At 41.6% G+C, this 24,638-nt stretch carries 17 protein-coding genes and 2 pseudogenes; 17 read left to right on the top strand and 2 right to left on the bottom strand.

Going from position 1 to position 24,638, the window contains the following annotated elements; all coding sequences use genetic code 11:
* Positions 1-284: 284 nt before the first annotated feature.
* The 12 genes from HMPREF9145_RS04845 to HMPREF9145_RS04790 all read left to right on the top strand — a co-directional run bounded on the left by HMPREF9145_RS04845 (position 285) and on the right by HMPREF9145_RS04790 (position 18,102).
* Positions 285-500: a hypothetical protein gene (locus HMPREF9145_RS04845; RefSeq protein WP_021825223.1), complete on the top strand. Its 216-nt coding sequence runs from the start codon at positions 285-287 to the stop codon at positions 498-500.
* Between the two features lie 34 nt (positions 501-534).
* Positions 535-3,414 (top strand): hypothetical protein, encoded by a 2,880-nt coding sequence (locus HMPREF9145_RS04840; protein WP_021825209.1) that lies wholly within the window; start codon positions 535-537, stop codon positions 3,412-3,414.
* 356 nt (positions 3,415-3,770) lie between these two features.
* A complete protein-coding gene (locus tag HMPREF9145_RS04835) occupies positions 3,771-3,956 on the top strand; it encodes a GntR family transcriptional regulator (protein ID WP_021825206.1) in 186 nt (61 codons plus the stop codon).
* A 309-nt stretch (positions 3,957-4,265) separates the two neighbouring features.
* The gene (locus HMPREF9145_RS04830; RefSeq protein WP_021825204.1) at positions 4,266-7,532 is read left to right on the top strand and encodes a SusC/RagA family TonB-linked outer membrane protein; all 3,267 of its coding nucleotides are present in this window, start codon (positions 4,266-4,268) and stop codon (positions 7,530-7,532) included.
* 21 nt (positions 7,533-7,553) lie between these two features.
* On the top strand, positions 7,554-9,482 hold the full coding sequence (locus HMPREF9145_RS04825; RefSeq protein ID WP_021825242.1) for a RagB/SusD family nutrient uptake outer membrane protein: 1,929 nt from the start codon (positions 7,554-7,556) through the stop codon (positions 9,480-9,482).
* Positions 9,483-9,688: 206 nt separating this feature from the next.
* Positions 9,689-9,934 (top strand): hypothetical protein, encoded by a 246-nt coding sequence (locus HMPREF9145_RS04820; protein WP_196809741.1) that lies wholly within the window; start codon positions 9,689-9,691, stop codon positions 9,932-9,934.
* Positions 9,935-10,498: 564 nt separating this feature from the next.
* Positions 10,499-11,728 (top strand): site-specific integrase, encoded by a 1,230-nt coding sequence (locus HMPREF9145_RS04815; protein WP_021825239.1) that lies wholly within the window; start codon positions 10,499-10,501, stop codon positions 11,726-11,728.
* Between the two features lie 12 nt (positions 11,729-11,740).
* The gene (locus HMPREF9145_RS04810; RefSeq protein ID WP_021825240.1) at positions 11,741-13,012 is read left to right on the top strand and encodes a site-specific integrase; all 1,272 of its coding nucleotides are present in this window, start codon (positions 11,741-11,743) and stop codon (positions 13,010-13,012) included.
* Between the two features lie 424 nt (positions 13,013-13,436).
* Positions 13,437-14,717, top strand: a complete 1,281-nt coding sequence (locus tag HMPREF9145_RS04805) for an AAA family ATPase (RefSeq protein WP_021825218.1) — start codon at positions 13,437-13,439, stop codon at positions 14,715-14,717.
* Position 14,718: 1 nt separating this feature from the next.
* Complete coding sequence (locus tag HMPREF9145_RS04800; protein WP_021825210.1) at positions 14,719-15,327, top strand: RloB family protein; 609 nt, start codon at positions 14,719-14,721, stop codon at positions 15,325-15,327.
* Between the two features lie 28 nt (positions 15,328-15,355).
* Positions 15,356-17,161 (top strand): ATPase AAA, encoded by a 1,806-nt coding sequence (locus HMPREF9145_RS04795; protein ID WP_021825222.1) that lies wholly within the window; start codon positions 15,356-15,358, stop codon positions 17,159-17,161.
* A 461-nt stretch (positions 17,162-17,622) separates the two neighbouring features.
* Positions 17,623-18,102 (top strand): HU family DNA-binding protein, encoded by a 480-nt coding sequence (locus tag HMPREF9145_RS04790; RefSeq protein WP_021825231.1) that lies wholly within the window; start codon positions 17,623-17,625, stop codon positions 18,100-18,102.
* Positions 18,103-18,277: 175 nt separating this feature from the next.
* On the opposite strand, the gene HMPREF9145_RS04785 is transcribed toward HMPREF9145_RS04790, so the two are convergent.
* Both HMPREF9145_RS04785 and HMPREF9145_RS04780 read right to left on the bottom strand, forming a co-directional pair.
* Positions 18,278-18,577, bottom strand: a complete 300-nt coding sequence (locus HMPREF9145_RS04785) for a helix-turn-helix domain-containing protein (protein WP_021825229.1) — start codon at positions 18,575-18,577, stop codon at positions 18,278-18,280.
* A gap of 4 nt (positions 18,578-18,581) precedes the next feature.
* A complete protein-coding gene (locus HMPREF9145_RS04780) occupies positions 18,582-18,881 on the bottom strand; it encodes a helix-turn-helix domain-containing protein (protein ID WP_036906622.1) in 300 nt (99 codons plus the stop codon).
* A gap of 455 nt (positions 18,882-19,336) precedes the next feature.
* Here HMPREF9145_RS04780 and HMPREF9145_RS04775 point away from each other — a divergent pair.
* The 5 genes and pseudogenes from HMPREF9145_RS04775 to HMPREF9145_RS04755 all read left to right on the top strand — a co-directional run bounded on the left by HMPREF9145_RS04775 (position 19,337) and on the right by HMPREF9145_RS04755 (position 24,170).
* Positions 19,337-20,654: pseudogene (locus tag HMPREF9145_RS04775) on the top strand (VapE domain-containing protein).
* A 211-nt stretch (positions 20,655-20,865) separates the two neighbouring features.
* The gene (locus HMPREF9145_RS04770) at positions 20,866-21,870 is read left to right on the top strand and encodes a toprim domain-containing protein (protein WP_021825225.1); all 1,005 of its coding nucleotides are present in this window, start codon (positions 20,866-20,868) and stop codon (positions 21,868-21,870) included.
* Positions 21,871-21,874: 4 nt separating this feature from the next.
* Positions 21,875-22,333 carry a DUF3408 domain-containing protein gene (locus HMPREF9145_RS04765; protein ID WP_021825205.1) on the top strand — a complete coding sequence of 153 codons (459 nt, stop codon included), beginning with the start codon at positions 21,875-21,877 and terminating at the stop codon, positions 22,331-22,333.
* 360 nt (positions 22,334-22,693) lie between these two features.
* A pseudogene (locus HMPREF9145_RS04760) lies at positions 22,694-23,119 on the top strand (plasmid mobilization protein).
* Positions 23,109-24,170 (top strand): relaxase/mobilization nuclease domain-containing protein, encoded by a 1,062-nt coding sequence (locus HMPREF9145_RS04755; protein WP_021825236.1) that lies wholly within the window; start codon positions 23,109-23,111, stop codon positions 24,168-24,170. The pseudogene HMPREF9145_RS04760 and the gene HMPREF9145_RS04755 overlap by 11 nt, the downstream one beginning before the upstream one ends.
* Positions 24,171-24,638 lie beyond the last annotated feature (468 nt).

The raw sequence follows: 24,638 nt of genomic DNA, 5'->3' as shown, positions 1-24,638 counted from the left end.
GTTTTTAATTAATTTTTATTTAATTACAATTAATTTTAGTTCGTATTTCTAAATAATTAGTGTAACACACACACACACACACACACACACACACACACACAAGCCAGACCAACAAAACTAATATAATAGGAACGCGCAACGCGCGCGTAATATATAAAATTAATTTTATATTCAAAAGGTATGTAGGAAGTTTATTGTTTACTTTCTACATACCTTTTTTGGTTTTAATCCTTTGATGAATTAATGTATTTGGATAATTCAACTAAACAATAAATAATGAGAAAATGGAAGAAAAAGAAAAACGAAAGCGATTGTACTTGACGCCTATTTGTTTAATTGTCTCTCTACCAACGGAGCATAATTTACTGGCTGCAAGCCCTGCAGCTCGCCCAAGCGGTAGTGGAACAGGAAGGACTCCTACAGTCAATCCTTTTCATCCCAGTCCTAATCCTTCTAATCCTGATACGGGTGATGATGAATATAGTGATGAAAACGAATAATAGGTAATTAATAATAAAACAAAAGGTAATAAAGATGAAAATTAAACATAGACATTTTAACAAAGCAAAGTTATGTTCTGCTTTGGTAGTCTTAGAAACATCAGCATTATTTACTATATCGTGTTCTGATAACATCTTAGGTACAGATGAACAAGTAAATATTGATGGAAAAGCTGTTCGTTTTCATATTGTAGATGGACAGCAAGTAGCCTTAGCAAAACGTGCAGCAGGAGCAACACGTAGTGGAGCTCCAATTGGAACTTCAATAGTAAATCAAGCTCCTCAGAAACTTATGGCAAATGATGGAACCCATTGCCTAATTGCCTCAACACTCGAAGGGGTTAATCTCTTCACCCAAAGTGCTAAAACACGTGGTACTATAGTGAACACTACTACACTAACTCCTTTCTCTACTTCGGGATACAGAGGTTCTGCTGTGTCGTCAATTAGTAGCGTTCCTGATTGGTTTTATAACGAAAAGACTAATGCCGATGGACAACTAACGAAAACTTTTTTGTGGGCAGGTGCCTTACCTTACGCACGATTCTATTCTGTGTATCCACAAACGGAAAGTTATTCTAAAATGTCTCTTTCTCCAAATACATATAGTGGTAATCCATACGTAGTGTTTGAAGTAGAACCAAACGTGTTGAATCAGAAAGATTTTATGACAGCATGCTCCGGACAGGTGGATTATGACGGACATAACGCACCAACAACAAACTTAGAGTTTCAACATGCACTCACTGCAGTCAAATTCTCTACAGGACGTAATCTTTCTCCAATAACGATTACTAAAGTTGAAATAGCAGGAGCTATTACAAAAGGAAAGTATACTCTTTCTGATCAATATGCAACAGCAGGAAGTTGGGATTTAACAGGATATGAAAGTGAAAGGCATACCGTTTCTCTTGATGGAATCAGTGTTAATGCACTTGAGCGCCCTAATACTGTGCTTGTAGGAAAGGGGACCGACACTAATCCAGGTGCCGATAATTACACATTCTTTATGATTCCTCAGTTGTTGACAGGAAAAGGAGTTGTAGCTAATATTTACTATAACAAGAAAGATGGAACACCCTCAACATTACCAATTAAAATAACTTTGAAAGGTTCATGGTTACCAGGTACAACCACTGAATATAAACTTACTCAAAAGAATTCTGATTGGGAGTATCAATTATCTGTTACAGATCCAAGTGAGTTTACTTGTGATGGAACAAGTTCTAAGACCACCTACGAGATTTCAAGCTATCGAAATGTTCTTGTTGGCTATAGTTATATCCAACAACCTGTGGCTTGGAAAGCTGTTTCCTATCAAGAATGGGACTATACAACGAATGATTGGGGACCCAAGTCTACGACAAAACCTTCGTGGCTAACCACTTTTGATAAGACGGAGGGAGAATGTGGTGTAACTGCTTGGGGTACAATTACCAACGACCAAGGAAATGTTGCAGTTCGTAGAGATGTGAGAGATTTGATGAATACTTACTACAAAGTGTTGAAAGACGCAACACCTAAAGGACAGGGAGGAGCCCCATTTAATTTGGCGAACCCTCTACATGGTGAAACAAGTAGTGACATCACTGAGAGTGCGAACTCTTATCTTATTTCAGCTCCTGGACGTTACAGAATTCCTTTAGTATATGGTAATGCTATTATAAATAATACAACAAATAGTAGCTCGTATGCTAATACGGCACAGCCTGTTCAATATAGTCACTATCCTGTACTTAATCATTTTGTAGATCATAATGATGTTGCTATATCGCATGCTTTAATCAATGAGCAAAATAATACTTCTCCTGCAAATAGTGCTAAGATTATTTGGTCGGATTATCCAAATTTAGTGCATTTTGAAAGTAACCCCATTAAGTCTTATCCTGTAACTATTGATGGAACGAGTAAAAATGTTGATTTCGTGGAATTTACAGTCACGAAAGATGATATCAAGAATGGCAATGCTGTCATTGCTGTTAAACATGGTAACACTATCATGTGGTCTTGGCATCTATGGTTTGCTGAAAGTAATTCCTTAGACAAAATACGTTGCGTAAACCAAAAGGGAGACGTTATATATTTTACGAGGAGTACTTTAGGATATGTATTATCAAAATGGTATGAAGCTACTTACTCAAAGCCCCGTAAAGTAAAAATTATGATTGCACAGCAAGCGGGCAATGGCTCGCAAAGTAATTGGGAAACTAAGCCACTTATTATTACACAAAATGCAGGTACAGATAAACAAGGACAGGCTCCGCTTTATCGTTTTGGTATTAAAGACGCATATCCTGGAACAGATTTATTCTATCTTAGTGGAAGTAGTACAACTTCATCTGAATATCCCTTTGTCATGAATAATGGGCTAGCTAAACCAACCCTTGGAGATTTAATAAAAAACCCAGATAAATTCTATATGATACCCTATGATAGATTCCGCACTAATTTATGGTCAGCAGAAAATGGGTATGATGGTTTTAATAGTAGAGAGTGGGGTCCTATTCCTGCAATTATAAAAACCATTTATGACCCCTGTCCTGCAGGTTTCCACGTTCCTAAGGGTAATGCCTTTACAGGATTCATAAAAACAGGGATGTATGAATCAATGGGAGGAGAAGAAAATGTCAATAAGGTTGGTGCATATGATAATGGTATCCATTTCAAATCAAACGATAGTGCTAATCCAACAATTTATTTCCCAGCTTTAAGTTGGCGAGATTGGACCTTTAAATTTAATAGATACGATTTAGGAAAAGGCTATTATCATACCGCAGAATTTGGATATTTTAATAGTATGGATGGACCTCGCTTCTTCTACTTTGATAAAGAGTGGAGAATAGAAAATAGTCTAGAAACTTGTACTAACACTCCCAATGCGTTTGCTATCCGCCCTGCATCAGACAATCCATGATGAATTAAGATCAAAATAGAGGATACTTCTGAATTATCATATTCTTCATTAGCAACAATTCATTTATGCTTTTGCTGATTTAGAAATATTCAAATAAATGGTGTTATCCGCAACTCTGCTACGAAAGGGTTGCGGATTTTTTAATATGTTTTCAGCTCGTATTGCTATTTTTTTAATGAATAAATCAGTTGATTAAACCACATCAAATGGTTCTTAAAGAACAGCCTTATCTAACTATATGAAAAATAAAATATAAGTAAATAATTGTTAATTTTAATAGAATTAATATATAAGTATTTTGAGTCAATGTAACAAAATGTTATATTTGTGATATTAATCTTATTAATCGGACAAATATGACAAATAGAAAATACGAAGGATTTTCAATCTCAAATTCATTGAATCTTGTAGATAAAGTTGAAATAGAAATTATATCTTATTTCATCGAACATGGCTACAAAATTGGAGATTCGATTCCCAATGAAATCCAACTGGCCTCAGAGCTTGGCATAGCTCGTAGCGTATTGAGAGAAGCATCTTGAGGCTTATCGAATGTATATGAAGGCCGATGGAAATAAAGATGAAACAAAAAACACGATGAGTTAAAAAGATAATCCATACAAATGAAAACAACAAGCCATGCGAAAAGGTATGCACCTTGCAACACAAAAGAATTAAGCAGTCAACACAACCTTGTATTTCAAATCGTTAATCTTAAAGAATTATTATGAATAGCGCTTTCCTTTCCTCTGCAATCCATAGAAAAGGAGACAACATAACTAACACCTTATCTTATATAATGAAAAGAAAAAGAGATTAAATCTTGTGTAATTCTAAATCCATTAACATTTATGAAAAACAAATCTCCATTCAGATTGCACCGCTTAAGCATTGGGGTTGCAGTCGTTTCGGCACTTGCTTTATCACCTACTTTGGGGGTTCAGGCAAGCCAACTAACCAAGTTGAGTCAAACAAAATCTAAAGAACAGCTTATTGTAAAAGGAAAAGTTGTAGATCAACAGAACAAAGAAGAGTTGATAGGGGCATCCATTGCAGTAAAAGGACTCTCAACAGGCGCAGTAACAGATGCCAATGGCGACTTTACGATTTCTGTCCCTTATGCCGATGCTACGCTTGTTGTTTCGTTTATTGGCTATCAACCTGTAGAAGTAAAATTAGGCGGACGCTCTACACTTACAATTGAATTAACTGAAGATGCAAAGGCTTTGGAAGAAGTGGTTGCCGTTGGTCATATCAAACAACGCAAAGAAACGATGACTGGAGCTGTTGCAACAATAACAACAAAAGACTTAACCCAAAGTCCAACGGCTAATCTAAACAATGCTTTAGCAGGTCGTTTGCCGGGCTTAATTGCCAACCAATACGCAGGAGGTGAGCCTGGAGTAGACAGAGCTGAAGTGTTTATACGAGGCAAAGCGACTTTTAATGCACAGAATCCTATTGTGATTATTGATGGCATTGAACGCGATATGACTTATCTTTCAGCTGATGAGATTGAGACATTCACCATTCTTAAAGATGCATCGGCTACGGCTCAATATGGTATTCGCGGTGCAAATGGCGTTGTTGTCATTACTACTAAGCGTGGACAGAACAGCGATAAGGCAAGTGTTAACTTTAAGGCTTCTTATGGATTCAATAAGGCTGTGAAGTTCCCGAGTTATTTAGGATCGGCTGATTACATGGTGTTGCATAACGAAGCAATGATTAATGATGCCCGAATGAACGGCTTATCTGATGATGAAATATCCCGATTGAATCTCTTTACTCAAAAGGCTATTGACGCACATCGAGCGGGAATAGGATATAATTGGGATTATTTTGACTATGCTTTCAAAACTGCTCCACAACAAGATTATACCTTATCTATACGAGGCGGCAATGAACGTGTGAAGTATTTTGTTATGGCCAACTATTTCAATCAAGGCACAAATCTCAGACATAACTCTGAAAAGACGAATGGATCTGAAAGTAGATTCAGACGATATAACATCCGTTCGAACATTGATATTAACATAACAAAGAACTTCTGGGCTAAGTTTGATTTGGGAGGACGAATTACTGACCGCACAAGTCCGGGCACATCGGCGGCTACAATCGTAACTATTGCCAATACACAGCCCCCTTATTTGCCAATAACATTAGAGGATAATGGGAACAAAGCAAATCGAAAGATATTTGCACAAAACCCTAATGGCGTGCTCTTTGGTACGCAACTTTATCGTTATAACATTCTTGGAGAACTGAGTCGCACGGGATATCAGAATGAAAAGAACACTTATTTTGAAGGCGCTTTGACGTTAGGACACAACTTAGACTTCATTACTAAAGGACTAAAGATTGAGGGAATGATATCTTATGACTTTCAAGGCAGTCGATGGATTATTCGTGATATCCCCTATTATAACGAGGGATATAAGCGTTTTCCGGGGTATGCTACGTTCGAACCTGTAGCTGGAGTCGATGTATACAATGACCCAACAGTGCCTTATAAAGGTGCATACGGGGGCGGAAACAGGTATAATATCGACCAAAATCGTAACAATGAAGCCAGAAACAACCCACAAGACTCTCGCTATTATGCGCAGATGAAGTTAGAATATAACCGCACTTTCGGCCACGATCACGAGGTCGGTGCGCTGTTCCTCATCAACCGTAGTGAGCGCAATTACAACAATGACCCTTATTATCGCTATCAAGGAATGACTGGCCACGCTTCATATTATTATCAAAGGAAGTATCTGGCAGAATTCAACTTCGGCTATAATGGCTCTGAAAACTTTGCCCGTGGCAAACGTTATGGCTTCTTTCCATCTGGTTCTTTAGGCTGGGTAATCAGTAATGAGAAGTTCATGCACGCCACACAATCATGGTTAGACTACTTAAAGATAAGGGCTTCTTATGGTTTGGTCGGTAGTGATATGCTGCCCAGTGACCGTTTTGCATACTTAGCTTACTATGGAGGCAACAATGGTTATTATTTTGGTCCCAACCTCAACTCATGGATAGACGGCAACGGCGAAGCTCGTTTGGCAAGCACAGCACTGACTTGGGAGAAAGCAAAGAAGGTCAATTTAGGCATCGATATGACGCTGTTTAGACAACGATTAAGCATTAGTTGCGATGTGTTTACAGAGAAACGATTTGATATCTTGACGAACTTGAATACCAGTGCAGGTGCAGACATTCAGCGAATGAACTTCCCTGGCGTGGTTGGTGCATCTGCTCCATGGATTAATTCAAGTAAAATCAAGAACTATGGTGTTGACTTTGAAGTGACGTGGCAAGACAAAATAGGTCGTGACTTCAGATATTTTATTAAACCAAACTTTACCTTTGCTCGCAACAAAATAGAGTATACAAACGAGATTGACTGGGGAAAGAATACATGGAGGCAGGCAACAGGCAAACCCATGAACAGCAATTTCACGTATGTTTTCGACCACTTTGTCGCAAACCAAGCCGAAGCTGATGCCCTAAACGCCTCAGGAATACAAGGTTCATTCGGTAAGTTAATCCCTGGAGATGTGGTTTATAAAGACATGAACGGCGACAAAGTTATTGATGATAAGGACCGTGCGGCTCAAGGATATCCTCGTTGTCCGGAAATAATGTTTGGCATTCCGATGGGCTTCTCATACAAAGGGTTTGACTTTAGCATACTTTTCCAAGGCGCAACAAACTCTTCTATCCTCTTAAATGGTGCTGCAGTGTATGATTTTCCCAATTTCCATAACGACAAAATGGGCAAGGTTAAGCCAATGCACTTAAAGAGATGGACGCCCGAAACAGCTGAAAATGCAAAATATCCAGCCCTCCATTTGGGAACACATAACAACAACAAGAACGCTCATAGCAGTCTTTTCTTGTATGATGCAAGCTATGTTCGCTTGAAGAATATAGAGATAGGGTACTCCCTCCCCTATCAGTTGATTAAGGTTGCAAACCTACAACAGGTTCGCTTCTATATCCAAGGGCAAAACTTATTGACTTGGGATAAACTCGGAGACGTTGATGTTGACCCCGAAACCAATAGCAATGGCACATGGTATCCCATTCAAAAGGTATTTAATTTTGGCGTAAATATTACATTCTAAACCTAATAAACACGATATAATATGAAAAAGATATATAAATTCTTCCTCTTATTTGGAATACTTTTCTGCCTCACTGCATGCAGTGAAAGCTTCTTAGACAAGGAGAAAGATGATAAGAAGTCGGAAGAAGAAGTGTACAGTCGATATGAAGAAGTGAATAAAAACGTCGCAACAGCATACTGGAATGCACGATATGCAATGAGGCCTTTGGTGTGGTTGGAGCACTTCTCTTCCTCGGCCATTACCGACGAATGTGAGTCTTCAAACGTAGAAGGCAACATCGGAAACAGGTATAATCAAGGTGACTGGAGCCCCAATTCAGACTTCCCTGGCAATAATAGACAGTTCTGGAATAGCATGTATTCTGCCATTCGTCACATCAATCTAACACTTGAAGGCATTGAAAAATATAAAACACCTGATAATCCTTTGAGCCCAGGTGATTTGGAAAGGCGCATAGGTGAGCTTTATTTCTTAAGAGGATATATGCACTATCGTCTCATGATGTTATATGGTGAGATTCCTTATATAGACCATAGTATCGCAACAAATGATGCAATGAAGTTCGAACGCGAAAGCGTTCACGCCGTCGTTGATAAGATTGTGGCTGATGCAGAGACTGCTTATAAGAAGGTAGCTGAGATGTATAACCGCAGCGATGAGCACTTTGGACGAGTTGATAAAGGTGCTTGTTTAGGATTGATTGCAAAAGTTAGATGGGTGGCGGCTACTCCTTTATATAATGGCGCCGCACAATTTGGCTATCAAGGTAAACGAATCTTTGAGAAAGAATATGGCTATAAAGCTGAAAGATGGATTGCAGCAAGGGATGCAGCTAAGCGAGTTCTCGACATGACTGTCAATGGATCACCGCGTTATAAGCTATTCGATAAATACGATAATCATAACTTTCAAGACGATGGTAACCGCAATTTAAATGGTTCTTTGCTTTATAAACGCTTATGGGATATGTTCTATGACTTCGAAAGTATACAGAATGAGAGCGTCTTTTTCGTGACTCATGACAAAGATAACTGGTGGCAGGGAGACCAATATGCACCAAGTCGTGGCGGAGGATCACGCCAACAACCGGTTCAAGAGCAAGTAGATGAGTATGAATATATGGCTCCCGACGGCTATGGCTATCCAGTTTACAGCAAGGAAGCACGCGATGCAGGTTATGATGATAGTAATCCTTATGTCAATCGCGACCCTCGTTTCTACAGAGATATTATCTATCATGGTGCTCCTTACCGTGATAACAACAATCATCCACGGCAGATGAACACCGCAGAAGGACCCGATAAGATTAATGCCAACAATGCAACTACAACGGGTTATTATCTTAGAAAGTTCATGAAAGACGGCTATAACAAGAGCGGTGGCTTTGACATTCACTCGCCAGCGATATGGCGTTTGCCTGAATTTATTTATATCTATGCAGAAGCTGTGAATGAAACCACAGGACCAAATCAGGAAATCTATGACATGATTAATAAGGTTCGAGCACGCTCTTTCATGAATCCGATGCCTCCTTCGACTTTAACGAATAAGCAACTAATGCGAGAATATATCAGACGTGAACGCAGAGTGGAGCTGTTTTATGAGAATAAACGTCCTTGGGACTGTCGATTGTATCTTGAACCTTCGTCAAAAGCGGAATTAGATAAGGAGAAAATATTCAAAGCTTCTGGTCATGATAATACAGAACGCTCTGTGAATTACTGGAAACAACATCATGGAGCATATCCTAAATGCCAACGCATGATCAATGGAATGCACCCTGTTGAAGACCCAAATGGCAAGATTGAAATTGATGGAAAGAAGTATCGCATGGAACGATTCTGTAAAGAAGAAAGAGTGTTTGAAGCCCCAAAACACTATTATTTCCCAATTCAGAATACAGAATTAAACGTGTGTCCATCGCTAAAACAAAACCCAGGATGGTAAACCTAAAGGCTATCGTCGTTATAATTGATAACCATAGATAAGACAAATCACAAACAGAAGTACTTTATATAGCGTTTAGTTACAATTGCCTTAACATGAATTGATCACGGCAGGTCATAGCCTGCTGTGGTCTTTTATTTTGCATTCCTATCAAGGTTCCATATGTTTCAGTCTTTATTTTACATGTTTTATATAGACGAATGAACATGAGTTTATTTGCTAATATCCCAGCGTTGGCCAATAACGAGCCAGCGCTGGGATTCTCATTTGCAGGTGGGAATCAATGCGGTGAAGTCCTTGCAGCATGCCTATTTTATACTGTTTCGGCATCATTGCATGGACATACGAAAGTGGAAGATAAGGAGGGGCGACGACATAGGACTGCAGCAAGTGGGTCGTATAACAGGAAACATGCGAGAGAGCATGGGATTTTAGTGTGGATTTCCCCATAGGTGGCACGTCATATAACTGAAAACGAGAGAGGAAATAAAAAAGAAATGCTCCTTAATGTGGTCATAAGAGCACAAAAAGGAGCAAAAATTACAATCTAAATTAAAAAATTTTTCCTATGATAGTATATGTTTTCAGATTGTATTTCTATTTCTTTTGATGAACAAATCTGTTGAGTAAACCACGTGGGCAGGCTGAATCCACACGACACGGCAGCTTGATGCTGTAAACAATCTATGTCATTTCGCCGTGCAAATCAGCACGTTTTACGCTGCAACTTATCAAAGAAAATGAAGAAAAATCGAAGTTGTTGCAAACTAACTGATAATGAGGAGGAAGCGGAACGGTTTGCATAAGACTGCACTGTTCGTAAAGGGCAGTAATATGCAGATTTGAGCAGAAGTTCAGTTACCAAAGCGTTACCCGATTCTGGCATAGGTAACGATGGAGTAATATTCGGTAACTGAATTATTTTCGCTCGTGTGGCTGTTGCTTCGGTCGGCAGTTTTCTGCATAAGTGAGGAACGCTTTAATTCGGGTAACTTTGCCCACAAATATTAAAGCGTATGAAAACAGAGAAAATGAAGGTGTTGCTCTACCTTAAAAAGAGCGGTCTTGACAAGTCGGGCAGAGCCCCTATTATGGGACGCATTACCATCGGGTGTTCCATTGCCCAGTTCAGTTGCAAGTTATCCTGCGATCCTGACCTATGGAACCCACGTGAGAGCCGAATGGACGGAAAGAGCCGTGAGGCGGTAGAGATAAACGGCAGGTTGGAGAATCTGTTGTTGTCCGTTCAGTCGGCTTATCAGTCCTTGCTCTCCAAAGGCTGTCCATTTGACGCAACCGAAGTGAAGGAGCAGTTTCAGGGCAGCGTGCAGACACGGTGCATGCTCATCGAAAGGCTGGACATGCTCATCAAGGAAAAGGAAAACCATGTAGGTATAGACATCAAGGAAGGAGCCATACACGGCTACCACTCCACCCGCATACATTTACAGAAGTTTATTCAACGGAAGTACAAGGTTTCGGACTTGGCATTCTCGCAACTTACAGAGGATTTTATCCATGAGTTCCGGCAGTATTTCTTAAGTGAGTGCGGTTTTCAGGAAAGCACGTTCTATAATGTAGCCACTCATTTGAAGACGGTATGCAGGTTGGCTTATCGTGAGGGATTGGCTGACACACTCCTTTTTGACAAGGTTAAGATATCAAAGGGCGACAAGAAACTGCCCAAGGCTCTTGACAGGGGAGCATTGGACAAACTAAAAGCACTCCGCTTTGATGATTTGGAGGAGGAAATGGAAACAGCAAGGGACATCTTTCTCTTTGCCTGCTATATTGGTGCGGCCTATTGCGACTTGATGGAACTGAACAAATCCCATCTTGTCCGTGATGATGAAGGCAGTCTGTGGCTGAAGTTCAATCGTCAGAAGACAGGCGTACTTTGCCGTATCAAGCTGCTGCCCGAAGCCGTTAGGCTAATAGCGAAGTACCGTAGTGATGAAAGGGAAACGCTGCTTCCGTACATGAAGTACAAGAACTATCAGGTTTACTTGAAAGCCCTACGACTTCGTGCAGGCATATCGTTTCCCTTTACCACGCATACGGCAAGGCATACTTTCGCAACGCTCATCACGCTTGAACAGGGCGTGCCTATTGAAACGGTGAGCAAGATGCTGGGACATTCCAACATAAGTATGACGGAACGCTACGCAAAGGTAACCCCACAGAAACTCTTTGAGGAATTCGACCGTTTCCTATTTTTCACCGAAGATTTACGTTTAACCATATAAAAGACAACCGTTATGAGAAGTACATTCAAGATACTGTTCTATATCAACAGACAGAAGACAAAGGCAGACGGAAAGACAGGTATTCTTTGCCGTATCACCATAGACGGGAAAAGCTCAGCTATTACTACAGGCGAAGAATGTAAGCCCTCCGAGTGGAACATGAAGCAGGGATTGGCGACAGATAGGAAGACCAACCAAAGGCTTCATGAGTACAGGGAACTTGTGGAAAAGACCTACCGAGATATTCTTGTTAGGGACGGAGTGGTAAGTGTCGAACTCATCAAGAACCACCTGCAAGGCATTGCCACCCATCCTATAACGCTCCTTGCCATGAGTAGGGTAGAGCTGCAAGCCGTCAAGGAGAGTGTGGGCAGGTCAAGGGCTGAGAGCACCTATCATAATCTGTCCCATTCAGACAAGAACCTCCGCGAGTTTGTGGAAAGTAAAGGATTACAGGACATGCCCATATCCACCATTACGGAGAACTTGTTTGAGGAATGCCGTTTCTTTCTCAAAAAGCGTGGATTGAAGGGAACGACTATCAACAACTATCTTTGTTGGCTGAGCCGACTAATGTTCCGTGCGGTCAGCCAAAGGATTATCCGATGCAATCCCTTTGAGCATGCCAAGTATGAGAAGAAGGAAAAGAAGATGCGCTTCCTGCAGAAGAGCGATGTCGCCAAACTCATGGTAATGACGATGAATGACAGGGAAGCGGAACAGGCAAGGCTGATGTTCATTTTCTCCTGTTTCACAGGGTTGGCTATCGCTGATATGGAAACTCTGCAATATGGGCATATCCAAACGGCAGCGGATGGGAAGAAGTATATCCGCAAGGAACGTCAAAAGACAAAGGTGGAGTTCATTGTGCCGCTGCACCAAATAGCAGAGGCCATTATCCTCCATTGCAGGGAAGAACAGGATGAGAACGAAGAACAGCAGACGCTGAAAGAAAAAGATGAAAAACATATCTTTCCCCGTGAGTGCAGCCGAAGCGTGATAAACGACAGGCTTAGCATTGTAGGCAAGGCTTGCGGCATTAAGGAACGGTTGTCGTTTCACATGGCTCGCCACACCTTCGGAACGATGAGCCTTAGTGCAGGAATACCTATTGAGAGCATAGCCAAGATGATGGGACACGCTTCCACATCAAGCACACAGATTTACGCACAGGTGACAGACAAGAAAATTTCTGAGGATATGGACAGGCTCATCGCCAAGCAATTGGCAAAAGTAAAGGGGTGTACGGAGAGAGGGATAAAGACATATGTTCAAAATCATTAAACACAAATATCTATTCATACCAAAAATTATTGAGTATCATGAACTTAGTGATATAATTTAAAATGATTTTTTATCGTTGATAACGGAAGTTCTAATCTTTCCGTGAAATTTTGTGGGGCAAATGGTGGGGCAAAAACAAGTGGGTCGAAAATTCTATGAGATTGTCAGAATAGGATAATTATCACAGAATTTTATTTGACTATTTGTATTCTACTCCTCAAAAGTGGAGCAAAACACGTTTCCCTATTCAGGCGACAAGAGCCTATAGAACCATATACAATAGAATCCGCCGAGATATATTACATAGTTAAATATATTTAAAACCACATTGTAATTATAAAAACGGGAGGGGCGACATACTATATCTTTAGATATTATTCGTATTTTTGTAGTAAAATTACAACAATAGATAAAATTTTGCGGTATGATACGAGATTTCTGGATAAAGAACTATCTTTCCATTCGCGACAAGCAGGAATTAAGCTTTGTGGCCAAAAGACCTTCTTCGGAACTTGTCACCGAAGTTGCTGATGGTGTATTCTTGTACAAGCTAGGCATCCTATATGGTTCAAACGCTTCTGGCAAGTCGAATATGCTGATTGCCATGAACGAGGTGTTCCGTCTATTGATCATGCCAAAATCGGATGCGACAGCCGAAATAGGCGGTTACATACCCTTTGTGCTCACCAAAGATGAGCCAACCAAAATGCACGTATCATTCTATGCTAATGGTACCCGATATGATTACGATGTCAAGTTCAACGGCAAACACATTCTGAGTGAAGCCTTGTACTATTACCCCAACAAATCAAAATCGCTGTTCTATGAGCGCAGTTTTGTGGGTGAGAATGTACAGGCCGACATCAAGTTTGGTGCGAGTCTCAAACTGCAAGTCAAGACTCAGGAAAGCATCCGTGAGAACACATTGAACAATCACAGTGTACTGTCCGTTTGCCGAAAAGCTGCCTTGAAAGAAGATATAGCTCCGTTTAATGCGCTTCATGCTTGGATTATGGATAACTACCACGAGATAGATGGTGATGGAGACAAAGGCATTGTTGAAATCTTGAAGGATGCCTACAGTAATCCTAAGAAGCGTAAGTTCTATAACACCATGCTTCAGAAGGCCGACTTGAACATTCTGGAATATCGTCCTATTGTTGAAGACCGCATTGTGCCCAACGATTTTCGCGAGCGTATCCAGAAAGAGAATATCCCCGAGGAGATGAAAGAAGTTCTGTTGAAGCCTACTACAGATTCTATCACCTTCTTAAACCATTCTGACAATGGAGATTTTGATATTCCTCTCAGATGGCAGTCAAAGGGTACTCAGAAGTACATCCGTATATTGGATGCCTTGTACGACTTGATAACGAGTTCCCACGTGTACTATCTTGATGAACTGGGCGAAGATCTTCACAACGACCTATTATACTACTATCTCAATGTCTTCATCTTCAATTCCGATAAATCGCAGCTGATTATTACGAGTCAGGAGGCTACCCTTCTGTCTCAGGACATGATTAACGAGAACAGAGGTGTGGTGTGGTTTGTCGAGAAGAACAAGGAAACTGCATCATCCGAGTATGCCCGTGGCGACTCCTTCGGCTTGCACAAGAATCTTTCGCTATATAATTCATACCGCATTGGCCGATTGGGTGCCAAGCCTGAACTGGGTAGTATCTTTATAAATCTGGAGGACTGATATGGGAAAGCTACGACAGACAGCACTCATCCTGGGTGAAGGGCCAACGGAGTTTTTCTACTTCAAGTCTTTATGCGATGTATTCAAACGTCTGACCATCAAGCCAGACTATCCGAAACATACCAACATCAAGGAACTGGAAGTAAAGATTGCAGAGGGCGTAACAATGGGTTACAGCCATATCTTCTGCATCATTGACATGGACACAAAGGACAAGGAGCCAGAACGTTCACAATATCAGAAGCTGAAGGCGAAGTATGCCAAGCCCATCAACAAACCCAAGAAAGGCATCTACTGCGAGGTAGAGTTTCTCGAGACTCACCGCTGCACCGAACTATTCTTCCTATACTATTTCCGCTACACCTCACGTCCATACAATGATCAAGAACCATTGCTCAAAGACCTGAACCAATGTGTGGAGTATCGGAAGACGATAGAATTCTTCATCAAGACCAAAGGTCTGCACGGCTACTTTGAACGCAATGGCGGTAATCTTGAAAAGGCCATAGTCAATGCCAATCGGTCTATGGGAGAGAAACTTACGAGTGGTAGAGATTATACTTACTCAGAACTGGGGAGGTTAATGAAGGAACTGAAAAGGATGGAATGATAATATATTAGATGGTATATAAGAAAATATGATAAACAAAATCAGAATTGAAAATATAAAAGGTTTTGGAACTCAGGGTAAAGATTTAAATGTAAACCTTGATTCTAATAAGATAAATTTGTGTGTTGCACCGAACGGCTTTGGTAAGTCATCGTTGGCAACAGCTTTTGAATCGCTGAAAAGAACGCGATTGGAGATTACAGAGGATAACAAGCATATTGGGGAGAAGAATGCACCCAGCAGTTTGAAACTTACTATAGATGGCAATGAATATACTGCAGATGGAACAAAGAATGAAATTTCTGACTATCAAGTTTGCGTAATACATAACAGGAGTAGGGTGGATTACAAAAAACAGCGTATCAGAAACTACGTAAATGTGGAAGCTTATCTTGAGATTGAAGATATTGATATCTGTCCTGTTGAAAGTTCCGCTGCTATAACATACCAGATAAACTCAATAAAAAGAGAATTCGGTACAAATAAGAAGGTTTTAACTACCATTGAACCCTTACTGCGTAACAAACAGTTTCTTAATTTGTTGCCTGAATGTTATGACGATTTCAATAAATTCGGAACCAAAAAGAGACTGGAAAAAATACATGTGGTTCAGAACAGTATTAACAGTCTTCGAGGTACTGAGAATCAGGTTCGTACCCAGATAGTAGATAGTTTCTTCTCTGAAATCGAGGCAGAAGAGAATTACGCTCACTTTAAGAGCGTTCTGTTGAAGGTTACCCCTGCAGCTACATGCTTTGATGTGTTCAATATGTTTTTCCAATTGCTGTATATTTGGAACCATCAGAAAGATAACGTTAGAAGGGCTTGCAATCGGGCTCAATACGAAAGATATAAGCAGCGTATAGATGCTAATTTGAAGTTGCTGGATACTACAGGTCGATCTATTTGCTCTAAAGAGCGAAATGGAAGGCTTGTTGTAACATATCCTCATGCAAATGATATTTCGAATGGACAAAGAGATGTATTGACCTTTGCTACAGAACTTTTGGTATTTAAATCGGGGCTTAGATCTGACAAGAAGTACATTCTTATTATTGATGAGGTGTTTGACTACTTAGACGATGCTAATACAATGGCAGCACAATACTATTTGTCGCAGATTATGAAGAAGAGTCATGGTAACATATATATAGTATTGTTAACTCATTTGAACCCTTACTATTTTCGTAATTATATTTTCAACGAGAAAGTTATTCATCAAGTGTATCTGGAAGATACTCTACCTGTTTCTACCCAAGATATGATGAAGTTTATTGCTTTTAGGCAAGGACTCGATAAGAAAAAAGATAATGATAAGGCACTGGAGGAGAAATTGTCGTGTTATATCTTTCATTATAACCCACAAGTGAAAGATTTGTCGGCAGAGATTGCTGCTTATTCAAAACCAGGTGTTAAGTCGACATGGGGCAAGTCTGCAGTGTTTAAGCAGATTTTAATTGACGAGCTGAATAAATATTTCAAAGATGCTTCCATGTATGATCCCTACGCTGTGGCTTTGGCTTTGAGGCTAAGGGTTGAGAAGGTAATGTATGCCAAACTGCGATCTGAGCAGTTGAAGGAAAACTTCATAATTACTCATAAGACCAATGAGAAATTGAAGTTCTGCGAGGATAACAACATTCCGGTACCAGATGCTTATTTCATTGTGAATGCCATTCATAACTCATCAGATCATCTAAGAGAGAATCCTGTGAAAGGAAAGTTCGAAGAGAAGGCGATGGTGTATAAGCTGCAGAATGGTGTAATAAAGAATGTGCTTAAGAAATTATTCAATTATCAAGGTAAGGCACTGGATGTGAGTACTATATCATAGAAAATAAGTAATCGTATAGAAATATGCCGCCAGTATCAGACGTATGTATATCTTTATTAACGTAGCCAGTGCATTTATTTAATAATTAGATAATCATTGGAAAAGCCATATAGAGTGTACTCTCCGCAGATGACATTGGCATCAGACAAAGCTCGCATGAACGTGTGAGACTGAACAAGGGTGGTGTCGTACTTAATAAGAAAGCGATTATCCGTGCAGAAGAACTGATAAGGTCGAAAACAACAAAAAGACATGGGAGAAAGTAGTTTTAACAATTCGAGACCTCTGCAAAACTCCTCCTAAAATTTGTTTCTTATCATTAACCAGCCGATGAGTGGTGTAGATTGAGATGGCGACAAGTCCTACTTCAGTAGGGCACTACTTATACTTCAGTGCCCCACTACTTATACTTTAGTCGTTGTTAACATTTCGACCGCTTTTGGCACAAAACAATCAAACCTATGGCATTCTACAAGAAAGTACAGATGAAAGTGAACGGCAAGTGGTATCCCAAGTCCGTTCTCGTAGGCTCTGCCATTACGACGGAGCAAGTGGCGAAGCGTGTGGCAGCTGAATCAACGGTAAGCCCTGCCGATGTGCGTGCCGTACTCACGGCACTCGGAGGCGTAATGGGCGACTATATGGCGCAGGGCCGTTCGGTGAAATTAGACGGTATCGGCTCTTTCTACTTCACGGCGGCGACGAATAATAACGGTGTCGATACAGAAAAGGAAGTAACTGCCGCGCTCATCAACAGCGTGCGCGTTCGCTTCATTCCCGAAACCCGATTTCGTGGAGGTGGCACAAGAGCCATGGGTGGCGGTCGCCGTGCGGTTCGCAGCCTGACAGATGTGGACATTGAATGGGAGGAATGGAAAGGCAAGGTGGATACGGATAATCCAGACTCTACATCGGGCGATGACATAAACACCCAGCCTTGATGTAATTTGATTTATAACTCTCTATTTTTTGCAGGCGCAAGACTTGTTGAGAAACAGGGCTTGCGCCTATTGTTTTATCGCAGTGAAAACGGCAGGCACCATCTTATGAAATGGTATCTGCCGTTCGGGTAAATAAGAAAGTAGATAAACTCGTAAAATTCCATTATGTATCATTCTACACATGGGGACTTTTATAGTTTTCATCCAACACATTCTCCAAGTCCGATGCCTTATAGAGAATCTTCTCTGCAAACTGTGTATAGGGTATAATCCCCCTGTCCCGATAGTCCTGCAAGGTGCGGGGGCTGATATACAGTCGCTCGCACACCTCCTTGCCCATAAGGAAGTGCCCACCGCCAAAGAGCGGCTTGTGTGTCTGTGCCACTTCCTTTATTCGCCTGTTCACCCCTTCAAGGGCCGAGAGCACAACCAGCATCTCGTCCGCCTCCATGTTCAAGTCCTTTGCTGATTCCATTGTCTTATTTGTTTTTAGGTTTATCCGTTTTTGATTTATCTATTGTGGTTTGAAGTAATCCCTCCACATCCTCACGCTTGTAATAACACTTGTGTCCGATTTGAGAGAATGGTAACACACCTGTATCACGGTAGTGCTGCAAGGTGCGCTTGCTGATGTTGAGCAACTTGCACACATCACCGTTATGCAGCCAATCTGTGTGCCTGCTTTGTTCCCCGAATGCCTTGTGGCAGGTTTGGGCAAGGGCGAGTATCTCGTCCCTCAGCATTGCCCAATTTGAGTCCGTAATGATAAAATATCCCATTTCCTTATTATTGTTTTGTTTGTAATCCCTTTTTGTTTTTGCACATCATCGCTTGTTTCTGCCTGCAAAAGTATGATGTGTTTTCCATACCTCAAAGCAACAGGTAACAGCAGGGATATATAGGGAAATTGAAGGAAAAGGCAACGTTTCTTATCGGTTGCCTTTTTCACATTATTCTTTGATTTCTTCTTTCACCGTTTATCCTATACATGGGGAATAGCTCCAATCGGTGCAATATACAGCAGACGTAGGCAATACGCACATTTATGTTTTTGTTAGTAGCTATCATTCCAGACTCTGTTTCCCACAAAAAACATTTTCTTGCCCTGCCGTGACAAAATATCCGTGTGAACTTTATAGCAGACGGGCGCAACATTATGCAAGCACTCTCCGAATGCTTGGAACTTACCCATTCTCTTAATAACTTCGTTCTTGGAAACAAAACCAAGCATATAATGAAAACAAGCGCAGATAAAGGCAAATCGGATGGCGAAAACAGCGAACTTCATACAAGAAGGAAGTTTTCCAAGAACTCGGAGATAGAAGCTCATCTCTCCAATCATTATGAGTTCAGATACAATACGGTATTGGGAAGAACTGAATACCATAGCAAGAATGATGCTCACTTCTCAAAGGTGGCCCGCTATGAAATCAACACGCTCCGCAGAGAGATAGACAACGACATCGGGATAATAACCTCATCGGATAATCTGTACTCCATCATCGAGAGCAGCTTCTCTCCACTCATCAATCCCATACAGGAGTATTTCAAGCAACTGCCCTTGAAAGATATTGGTTGCAACAATAGAAGAAGCACAGACTGTCGCCGTAATAATGATCGTAGTAATGATGCTTCTTCCTTTTCATTGAAAGCTATTCCCGAACTGGCAAGTTGCGTTGTTGTGCACAATCACAAAAAATGGCTACCATATCTCACCAAATGGCTCGTGGCAGTAGTTGCCAACGCAATCGACGACCGTGAGTGCCGTAACCATACCTGCCTCGTGCTGACAGGCAAGCAGGGAAAGTTCAAGACAACATTCTTAGACTTGCTCTGCCCACCTGCCTTGCACGGTTACAGCTACACGGGAAAGATATATCCACAGGAGAAGGACACGTTCACCTATATCGGGCAGAATCTTATCGTAAACATCGACGACCAGCTCAAAGCCCTCAACAAACGGGATGAGAACGAACTGAAGAACCTCATCACCTGCCCGATGGTCAAGTACCGCATGCCCTACGACAAGTATGTGGAGGAACATCCCCACTTGGCAAGTTTCGTGGCATCGGTGAACGGCAACGACTTCCTTACAGACCCGACAGGCAGCAGACGGTTTCTGCCCTTTGAGTGCTGTCCATTGACATTGAGAGGGCAAAGAGTATATCTATGGCAGTGTCTATACGGAAGCCAAAGCCCTGATAAACGCAGGTTTCCGCTATTGGTTTGACGATGATGAAATCACGGAACTATACAGGGAGAGCGAGGACTTCCAAGTGCAGACCGCAGAAACGGAACTTCTGTTGCGCTGCTTCGAGAAACCTACTGATGATAATCCCCGTTGCTCCTATATGACCACTACGGAAATCCTTACCTATCTGGGTATCTATACACGGCAGCCCCTGACTTCCAAACGTATGGGAGAAGCCCTTAAAAGGACTGGCTTTGAGAAAGTGAGCAAGAGGCGTGACGGTGGCAGTCCTGTCTATGTGTATAAGATAAGGAAGATACTACCCTGTCCTTTGCTTGACAGTTGTAGTAGTCTGATGTAGTAGGGTGTATAGTATTGTCATGTACTACAATTCTATATTGATTATCAACAACTTACAATAAAATAGTATGTAGTAAGAAAAAAGATGAAAAAGTTTGGAGGGAAAACTTCGGAAAAGAGAAATTCTTTCAAGTACCATTCAAATATCATTCAAACACACCATTGGCATTCAAACAAAAATTATTCAATCAATTCAATTAAAACATATCACAATGAAAGAAGAAGATTTATTACTCATCAAGCGATACCCCATTGTGGAGTATCTTGAAAGGAAAGGCATCAAGCCTATTAGACTGACACCTTCCTATGCCTTGTATCGTTCACCGCTTCGTGCAGAAATACATCCGAGCTTCAAAGTGGACACAGAGAAGCACCTCTGGATAGACTATGCCGAAGGCAGGGGCGGAAGTATTATCGACCTCTGTATGCGATTGGAGGGCTGCACGCTATCGGCAGCCATCCGTCATTTGGGACGGAACGCTCCCGATGATACTGCATATAGTTCCCGCAACGACTTCGCACCAAACAATTTCCAACCTTCAATGGCTGCAAATGGGGCAAGGAAACTGATAAATATATCAGACACCCTGCCTCCACATTTGCAGGAGTACCTTACAAAGGTGCGCTGTATCAACTTGGAAAATGCAAAGCCATTCCTCAAATGTATCAGCTATGAGGTAAGGGGCAGGTGCTATCAAGCCATTGCCTTTGCCAATCTATCGGGAGGGTATGAACTTCGGGATAACGGTTCGTTCAAAGGAACAATCGCACCGAAAGACATTACTCCTATACTCACAGACAGACGATCAGAACACACAACAGACAAGACACAGCCTGTCTATGTATTTGAGGGATTTATGGACTTTCTGTCCTTTCTTTCTATGAAAGAAGAGGTCGCCAACCACTGCCTTGTGATGAACTCCGTGAGTAATTTGGCGAAAACAGTCCGTTATCTGAACGACCGATATCTGACCCATATCTGTGTCTTCCTTGACAATGATGAAGCAGGACAGAGAACCGTGCAAAAATTTGTAAGGGCAGGTTTCAAGGTGGAGGATATGTCCGTACATTACAAAGGCTTCAAAGACCTTAACGAGTTTCATGTCAGTCGTATGCATAAACAGGAGCAGCAGAAAGTGCAGGAACGGACACGGATGTCGGTTACGGAGCAAAATCAAAACAGAGAATCAAAACAAGTCAAACATAAAATGAGATAAAGAAATGGAAAAGAAAAAAGTCAGTAACGAGAGAATGGAGAATACAATCCATTCCACCAAGCAATATTTAGGACTCAACCAAATTGAAGGTTCGTCTGAATATCTCATTGCCGAACTTCGGGCAAGGAGATCCAGAACTTTTCAAGACCCAAACAAGCAGGACATAGAGAATACCGCGCACTCTGAACCTGCACAGAAATCGGAGAACGCAACCGTTCAAAGGCGCATCAGTGCCAAGATGAGAAAGGAAACGCTCGAAGCCTACAAGCAAGCCTACCTTATTCCAACAAAACTGAGCAACCGAAAGGCAGTCTATCTGAGCCGAGGAACACAGAAGTGTGCCAACTTCATCGTGCGCAGATTGGGCGACAGGGGCAGCAACCTCTCAAGTTTTGTGGAGAACATAGTGCGCCTTCATTTGGAGGAGTACGGTGAGGACATAGAGAAATGGAGAAGGTTGTAAACAGAATGAAAGGGAGACAAAGGGGATGGAGAAAGGACAGCCTTTCCACTAACCCCTCTCATCTCTTTTTAATAGAATTCACTATTGAATGTTTACTGAACATACAGAACGGTGGGAGTATCACGAACGCAGTCAGGCATGGAATGCACGGCATTCACTTTTCGACTGCAAAACGCCTTGTGCGTAAATGTTTCGTTAACTGACATTGCAAGACGTCAGTTTGTACCCACAAACAGCCCTTGCTCCCCTCGTCAGACTGTCGGGGAGATTAGACCGTAATCACTCCGTTCTCATCGGTCAGTATTCAGGAATTAAGAAGCAATGAATCATCTACAATGATAAACTTTCAAGGAAACTTATATGAACAGATACAATGGAAAAACTGCCCAGTGGCAGCAACAGGATAAGGAAGAGCAGCGGATGAACAAAACGGAGTTCATCAAAGTTAGATGCACCTTAGAGGAAAAGCAACGTATTAAGTCAAAAGCGGAAAGCGCAGGGCGGAAGTTCTCAGACTACTGCCGTGAGATACTCCTTAACGGAGAAGTAGCAGCCGTTCCCAAGATGACAGACAATGAGAGGGAAGCCATTGCCATTCTCCAGCATACAGGAAGGTTCTAGGGGCAGGTTTCCAATCTCATCAAGGTCAAGGACGAGGATTGGCTACATATCACAAAGAACCTCTCGCTATGTGCCAAAGAAGCATTTAAGCGGTTTTACGACCCGCATTTTCGTGTGGATGATGAGGTATATAAGATCTTAAATCTAACAAGAAATGATAGGTAAATGTAAGGCGATAGCGCACGGTAGCACGGCTTTGGACTATATTTTCAGAGAAGGCAAGCTCGGTTATCGGCTTGCCTTCCACAATCTTTGCAGCAGGGAGCCAAAGAGCATCTATGAGGAAATGAAGGTGGTCAGCGACTACAACAGCCGTTGCAGGAACAAGTTTCTCCGTATCGAAATCGGTATCGCACCGCAGGACGAAAAAAAGCTGCCTGTGTCCGAACTTATGCGGATAGCCCATTTGTTTGCCAAGCGAATGGGACTTGACAACCACCAATGGGTGGCAGTAACGCACAAGGACACCGACAACAGACACATTCACATCATCGCCAACCGTATCAGCCTGTACGGAGAGGTCTATGATACTACCTTTGTGAGCAACAAGGCAGCAAGGGTGGCAGAAGAAATCAGCAGGGAGAAAGGCTTGACCATTGCAAAGGAGGTCAAGGCGGAAAGGAAACACCAAAAGACAAAGGCCAATTCCACAAGAGAGCAAACAAAGCAGCAGATACAGCAAATCTGCTATGCCCTGCTTGAGAAGTACAAAGGAACAGGCATTACAGGGCATTCCATGTTCCTCTATGAATTGAACAAGAACGGCATTTCCATAGAGCGCATAAAGAACAAGCAGGGCAAGGTCTATGGCTTGAAGTTCTCATACGGCGGACAATCGTTCAAGGCATCCGAAATCGGCAGGGAGTTCGGCTACCGTTCCCTGCAGAAGAACTTTGAACCAACCAACAAGGAAGAATCAAAGATGCCACACCAAACGATACAAGAGCCAATAGAAAAGAAAGAACAGTCTGATACAGGTTACCAACTTGTACCTCCAAGCCGTTCCTCTATCTCACGAGACAATGACACTCCACAAGTGCAGAATCCTATTAGTACAGTGGCAGACACCATTATTAGTGCAGCCGATGAACTAATGGAAGGCTTGGACGATTTGATTACACCATCCGCACAAGGCGATGACTATGCCGAAACTGCATGGCAGCGCAAATTGAGAAACCAAGCCAACAGAAAGAAGAAGCGAGGACGAGGATTATAATCCCATTACAGCGACAAAATCAGCATTACAAAAGTGCAGAAAGAAGAATATCTCATCAAGAACGCTTGTTATTCGGTAACAAAGTATTATCTTTGCAGACAGAATAACAAGCGTTCTTTGTTAGGCAGAAAACAGCGAAGCCAAGTAATTCGCTCGTTTCCAAATCGTTACCTATTTAGTTGTATTAATAAGGTAACTTCTTTATTTTCAACAAGTTGTATTTCAAGAATTATCTTGCCATGCAATTTGCGTCTCCTTGGCGAGTCATTCACCTGCCTTTACTTCAGCGCGAGGCATATTTTGATGGAGAGACTGCGCCTTGATTCTACCCCACCCGCCCGACAAGCTTAGGTCGTCAGGCGGAGATGGGGTATTAATCAAATTATCATGGAGTTTTTATTTCAAACCATTTGTTCATTCGGTCAAATCGCAACACGGCCAAACACCAACGATTGCAATCGCTGAGCC

The sequence above is a fragment of the Segatella salivae F0493 genome (genome assembly GCF_000477535.1).
Lineage (GTDB): Bacteria > Bacteroidota > Bacteroidia > Bacteroidales > Bacteroidaceae > Prevotella > Prevotella salivae.
The sequence above is the reverse complement of the archived record's forward strand: the minus strand, read 5'-3'. Positions and strand labels throughout refer to the sequence as shown.

Excerpts from the sequence above, each read along its gene's own strand:
- HMPREF9145_RS04845 (WP_021825223.1), top strand. The coding sequence starts at position 285 with ATGGAAGAAAAAGAAAAACGAAAGCGATTGTACTTGACGCCTATTTGT.
- HMPREF9145_RS04840 (WP_021825209.1), top strand. The coding sequence starts at position 535 with ATGAAAATTAAACATAGACATTTTAACAAAGCAAAGTTATGTTCTGCT.
- HMPREF9145_RS04835 (WP_021825206.1), top strand. The coding sequence starts at position 3,771 with ATGACAAATAGAAAATACGAAGGATTTTCAATCTCAAATTCATTGAAT.
- HMPREF9145_RS04830 (WP_021825204.1), top strand. The coding sequence starts at position 4,266 with ATGAAAAACAAATCTCCATTCAGATTGCACCGCTTAAGCATTGGGGTT.
- HMPREF9145_RS04825 (WP_021825242.1), top strand. The coding sequence starts at position 7,554 with ATGAAAAAGATATATAAATTCTTCCTCTTATTTGGAATACTTTTCTGC.
- HMPREF9145_RS04820 (WP_196809741.1), top strand. The coding sequence starts at position 9,689 with ATGAGTTTATTTGCTAATATCCCAGCGTTGGCCAATAACGAGCCAGCG.
- HMPREF9145_RS04815 (WP_021825239.1), top strand. The coding sequence starts at position 10,499 with ATGAAAACAGAGAAAATGAAGGTGTTGCTCTACCTTAAAAAGAGCGGT.
- HMPREF9145_RS04810 (WP_021825240.1), top strand. The coding sequence starts at position 11,741 with ATGAGAAGTACATTCAAGATACTGTTCTATATCAACAGACAGAAGACA.
- HMPREF9145_RS04805 (WP_021825218.1), top strand. The coding sequence starts at position 13,437 with ATGATACGAGATTTCTGGATAAAGAACTATCTTTCCATTCGCGACAAG.
- HMPREF9145_RS04800 (WP_021825210.1), top strand. The coding sequence starts at position 14,719 with ATGGGAAAGCTACGACAGACAGCACTCATCCTGGGTGAAGGGCCAACG.
- HMPREF9145_RS04795 (WP_021825222.1), top strand. The coding sequence starts at position 15,356 with ATGATAAACAAAATCAGAATTGAAAATATAAAAGGTTTTGGAACTCAG.
- HMPREF9145_RS04790 (WP_021825231.1), top strand. The coding sequence starts at position 17,623 with ATGGCATTCTACAAGAAAGTACAGATGAAAGTGAACGGCAAGTGGTAT.
- HMPREF9145_RS04785 (WP_021825229.1), bottom strand. The coding sequence starts at position 18,577 with ATGGAATCAGCAAAGGACTTGAACATGGAGGCGGACGAGATGCTGGTT.
- HMPREF9145_RS04780 (WP_036906622.1), bottom strand. The coding sequence starts at position 18,881 with ATGGGATATTTTATCATTACGGACTCAAATTGGGCAATGCTGAGGGAC.
- HMPREF9145_RS04770 (WP_021825225.1), top strand. The coding sequence starts at position 20,866 with ATGAAAGAAGAAGATTTATTACTCATCAAGCGATACCCCATTGTGGAG.
- HMPREF9145_RS04765 (WP_021825205.1), top strand. The coding sequence starts at position 21,875 with ATGGAAAAGAAAAAAGTCAGTAACGAGAGAATGGAGAATACAATCCAT.
- HMPREF9145_RS04755 (WP_021825236.1), top strand. The coding sequence starts at position 23,109 with ATGATAGGTAAATGTAAGGCGATAGCGCACGGTAGCACGGCTTTGGAC.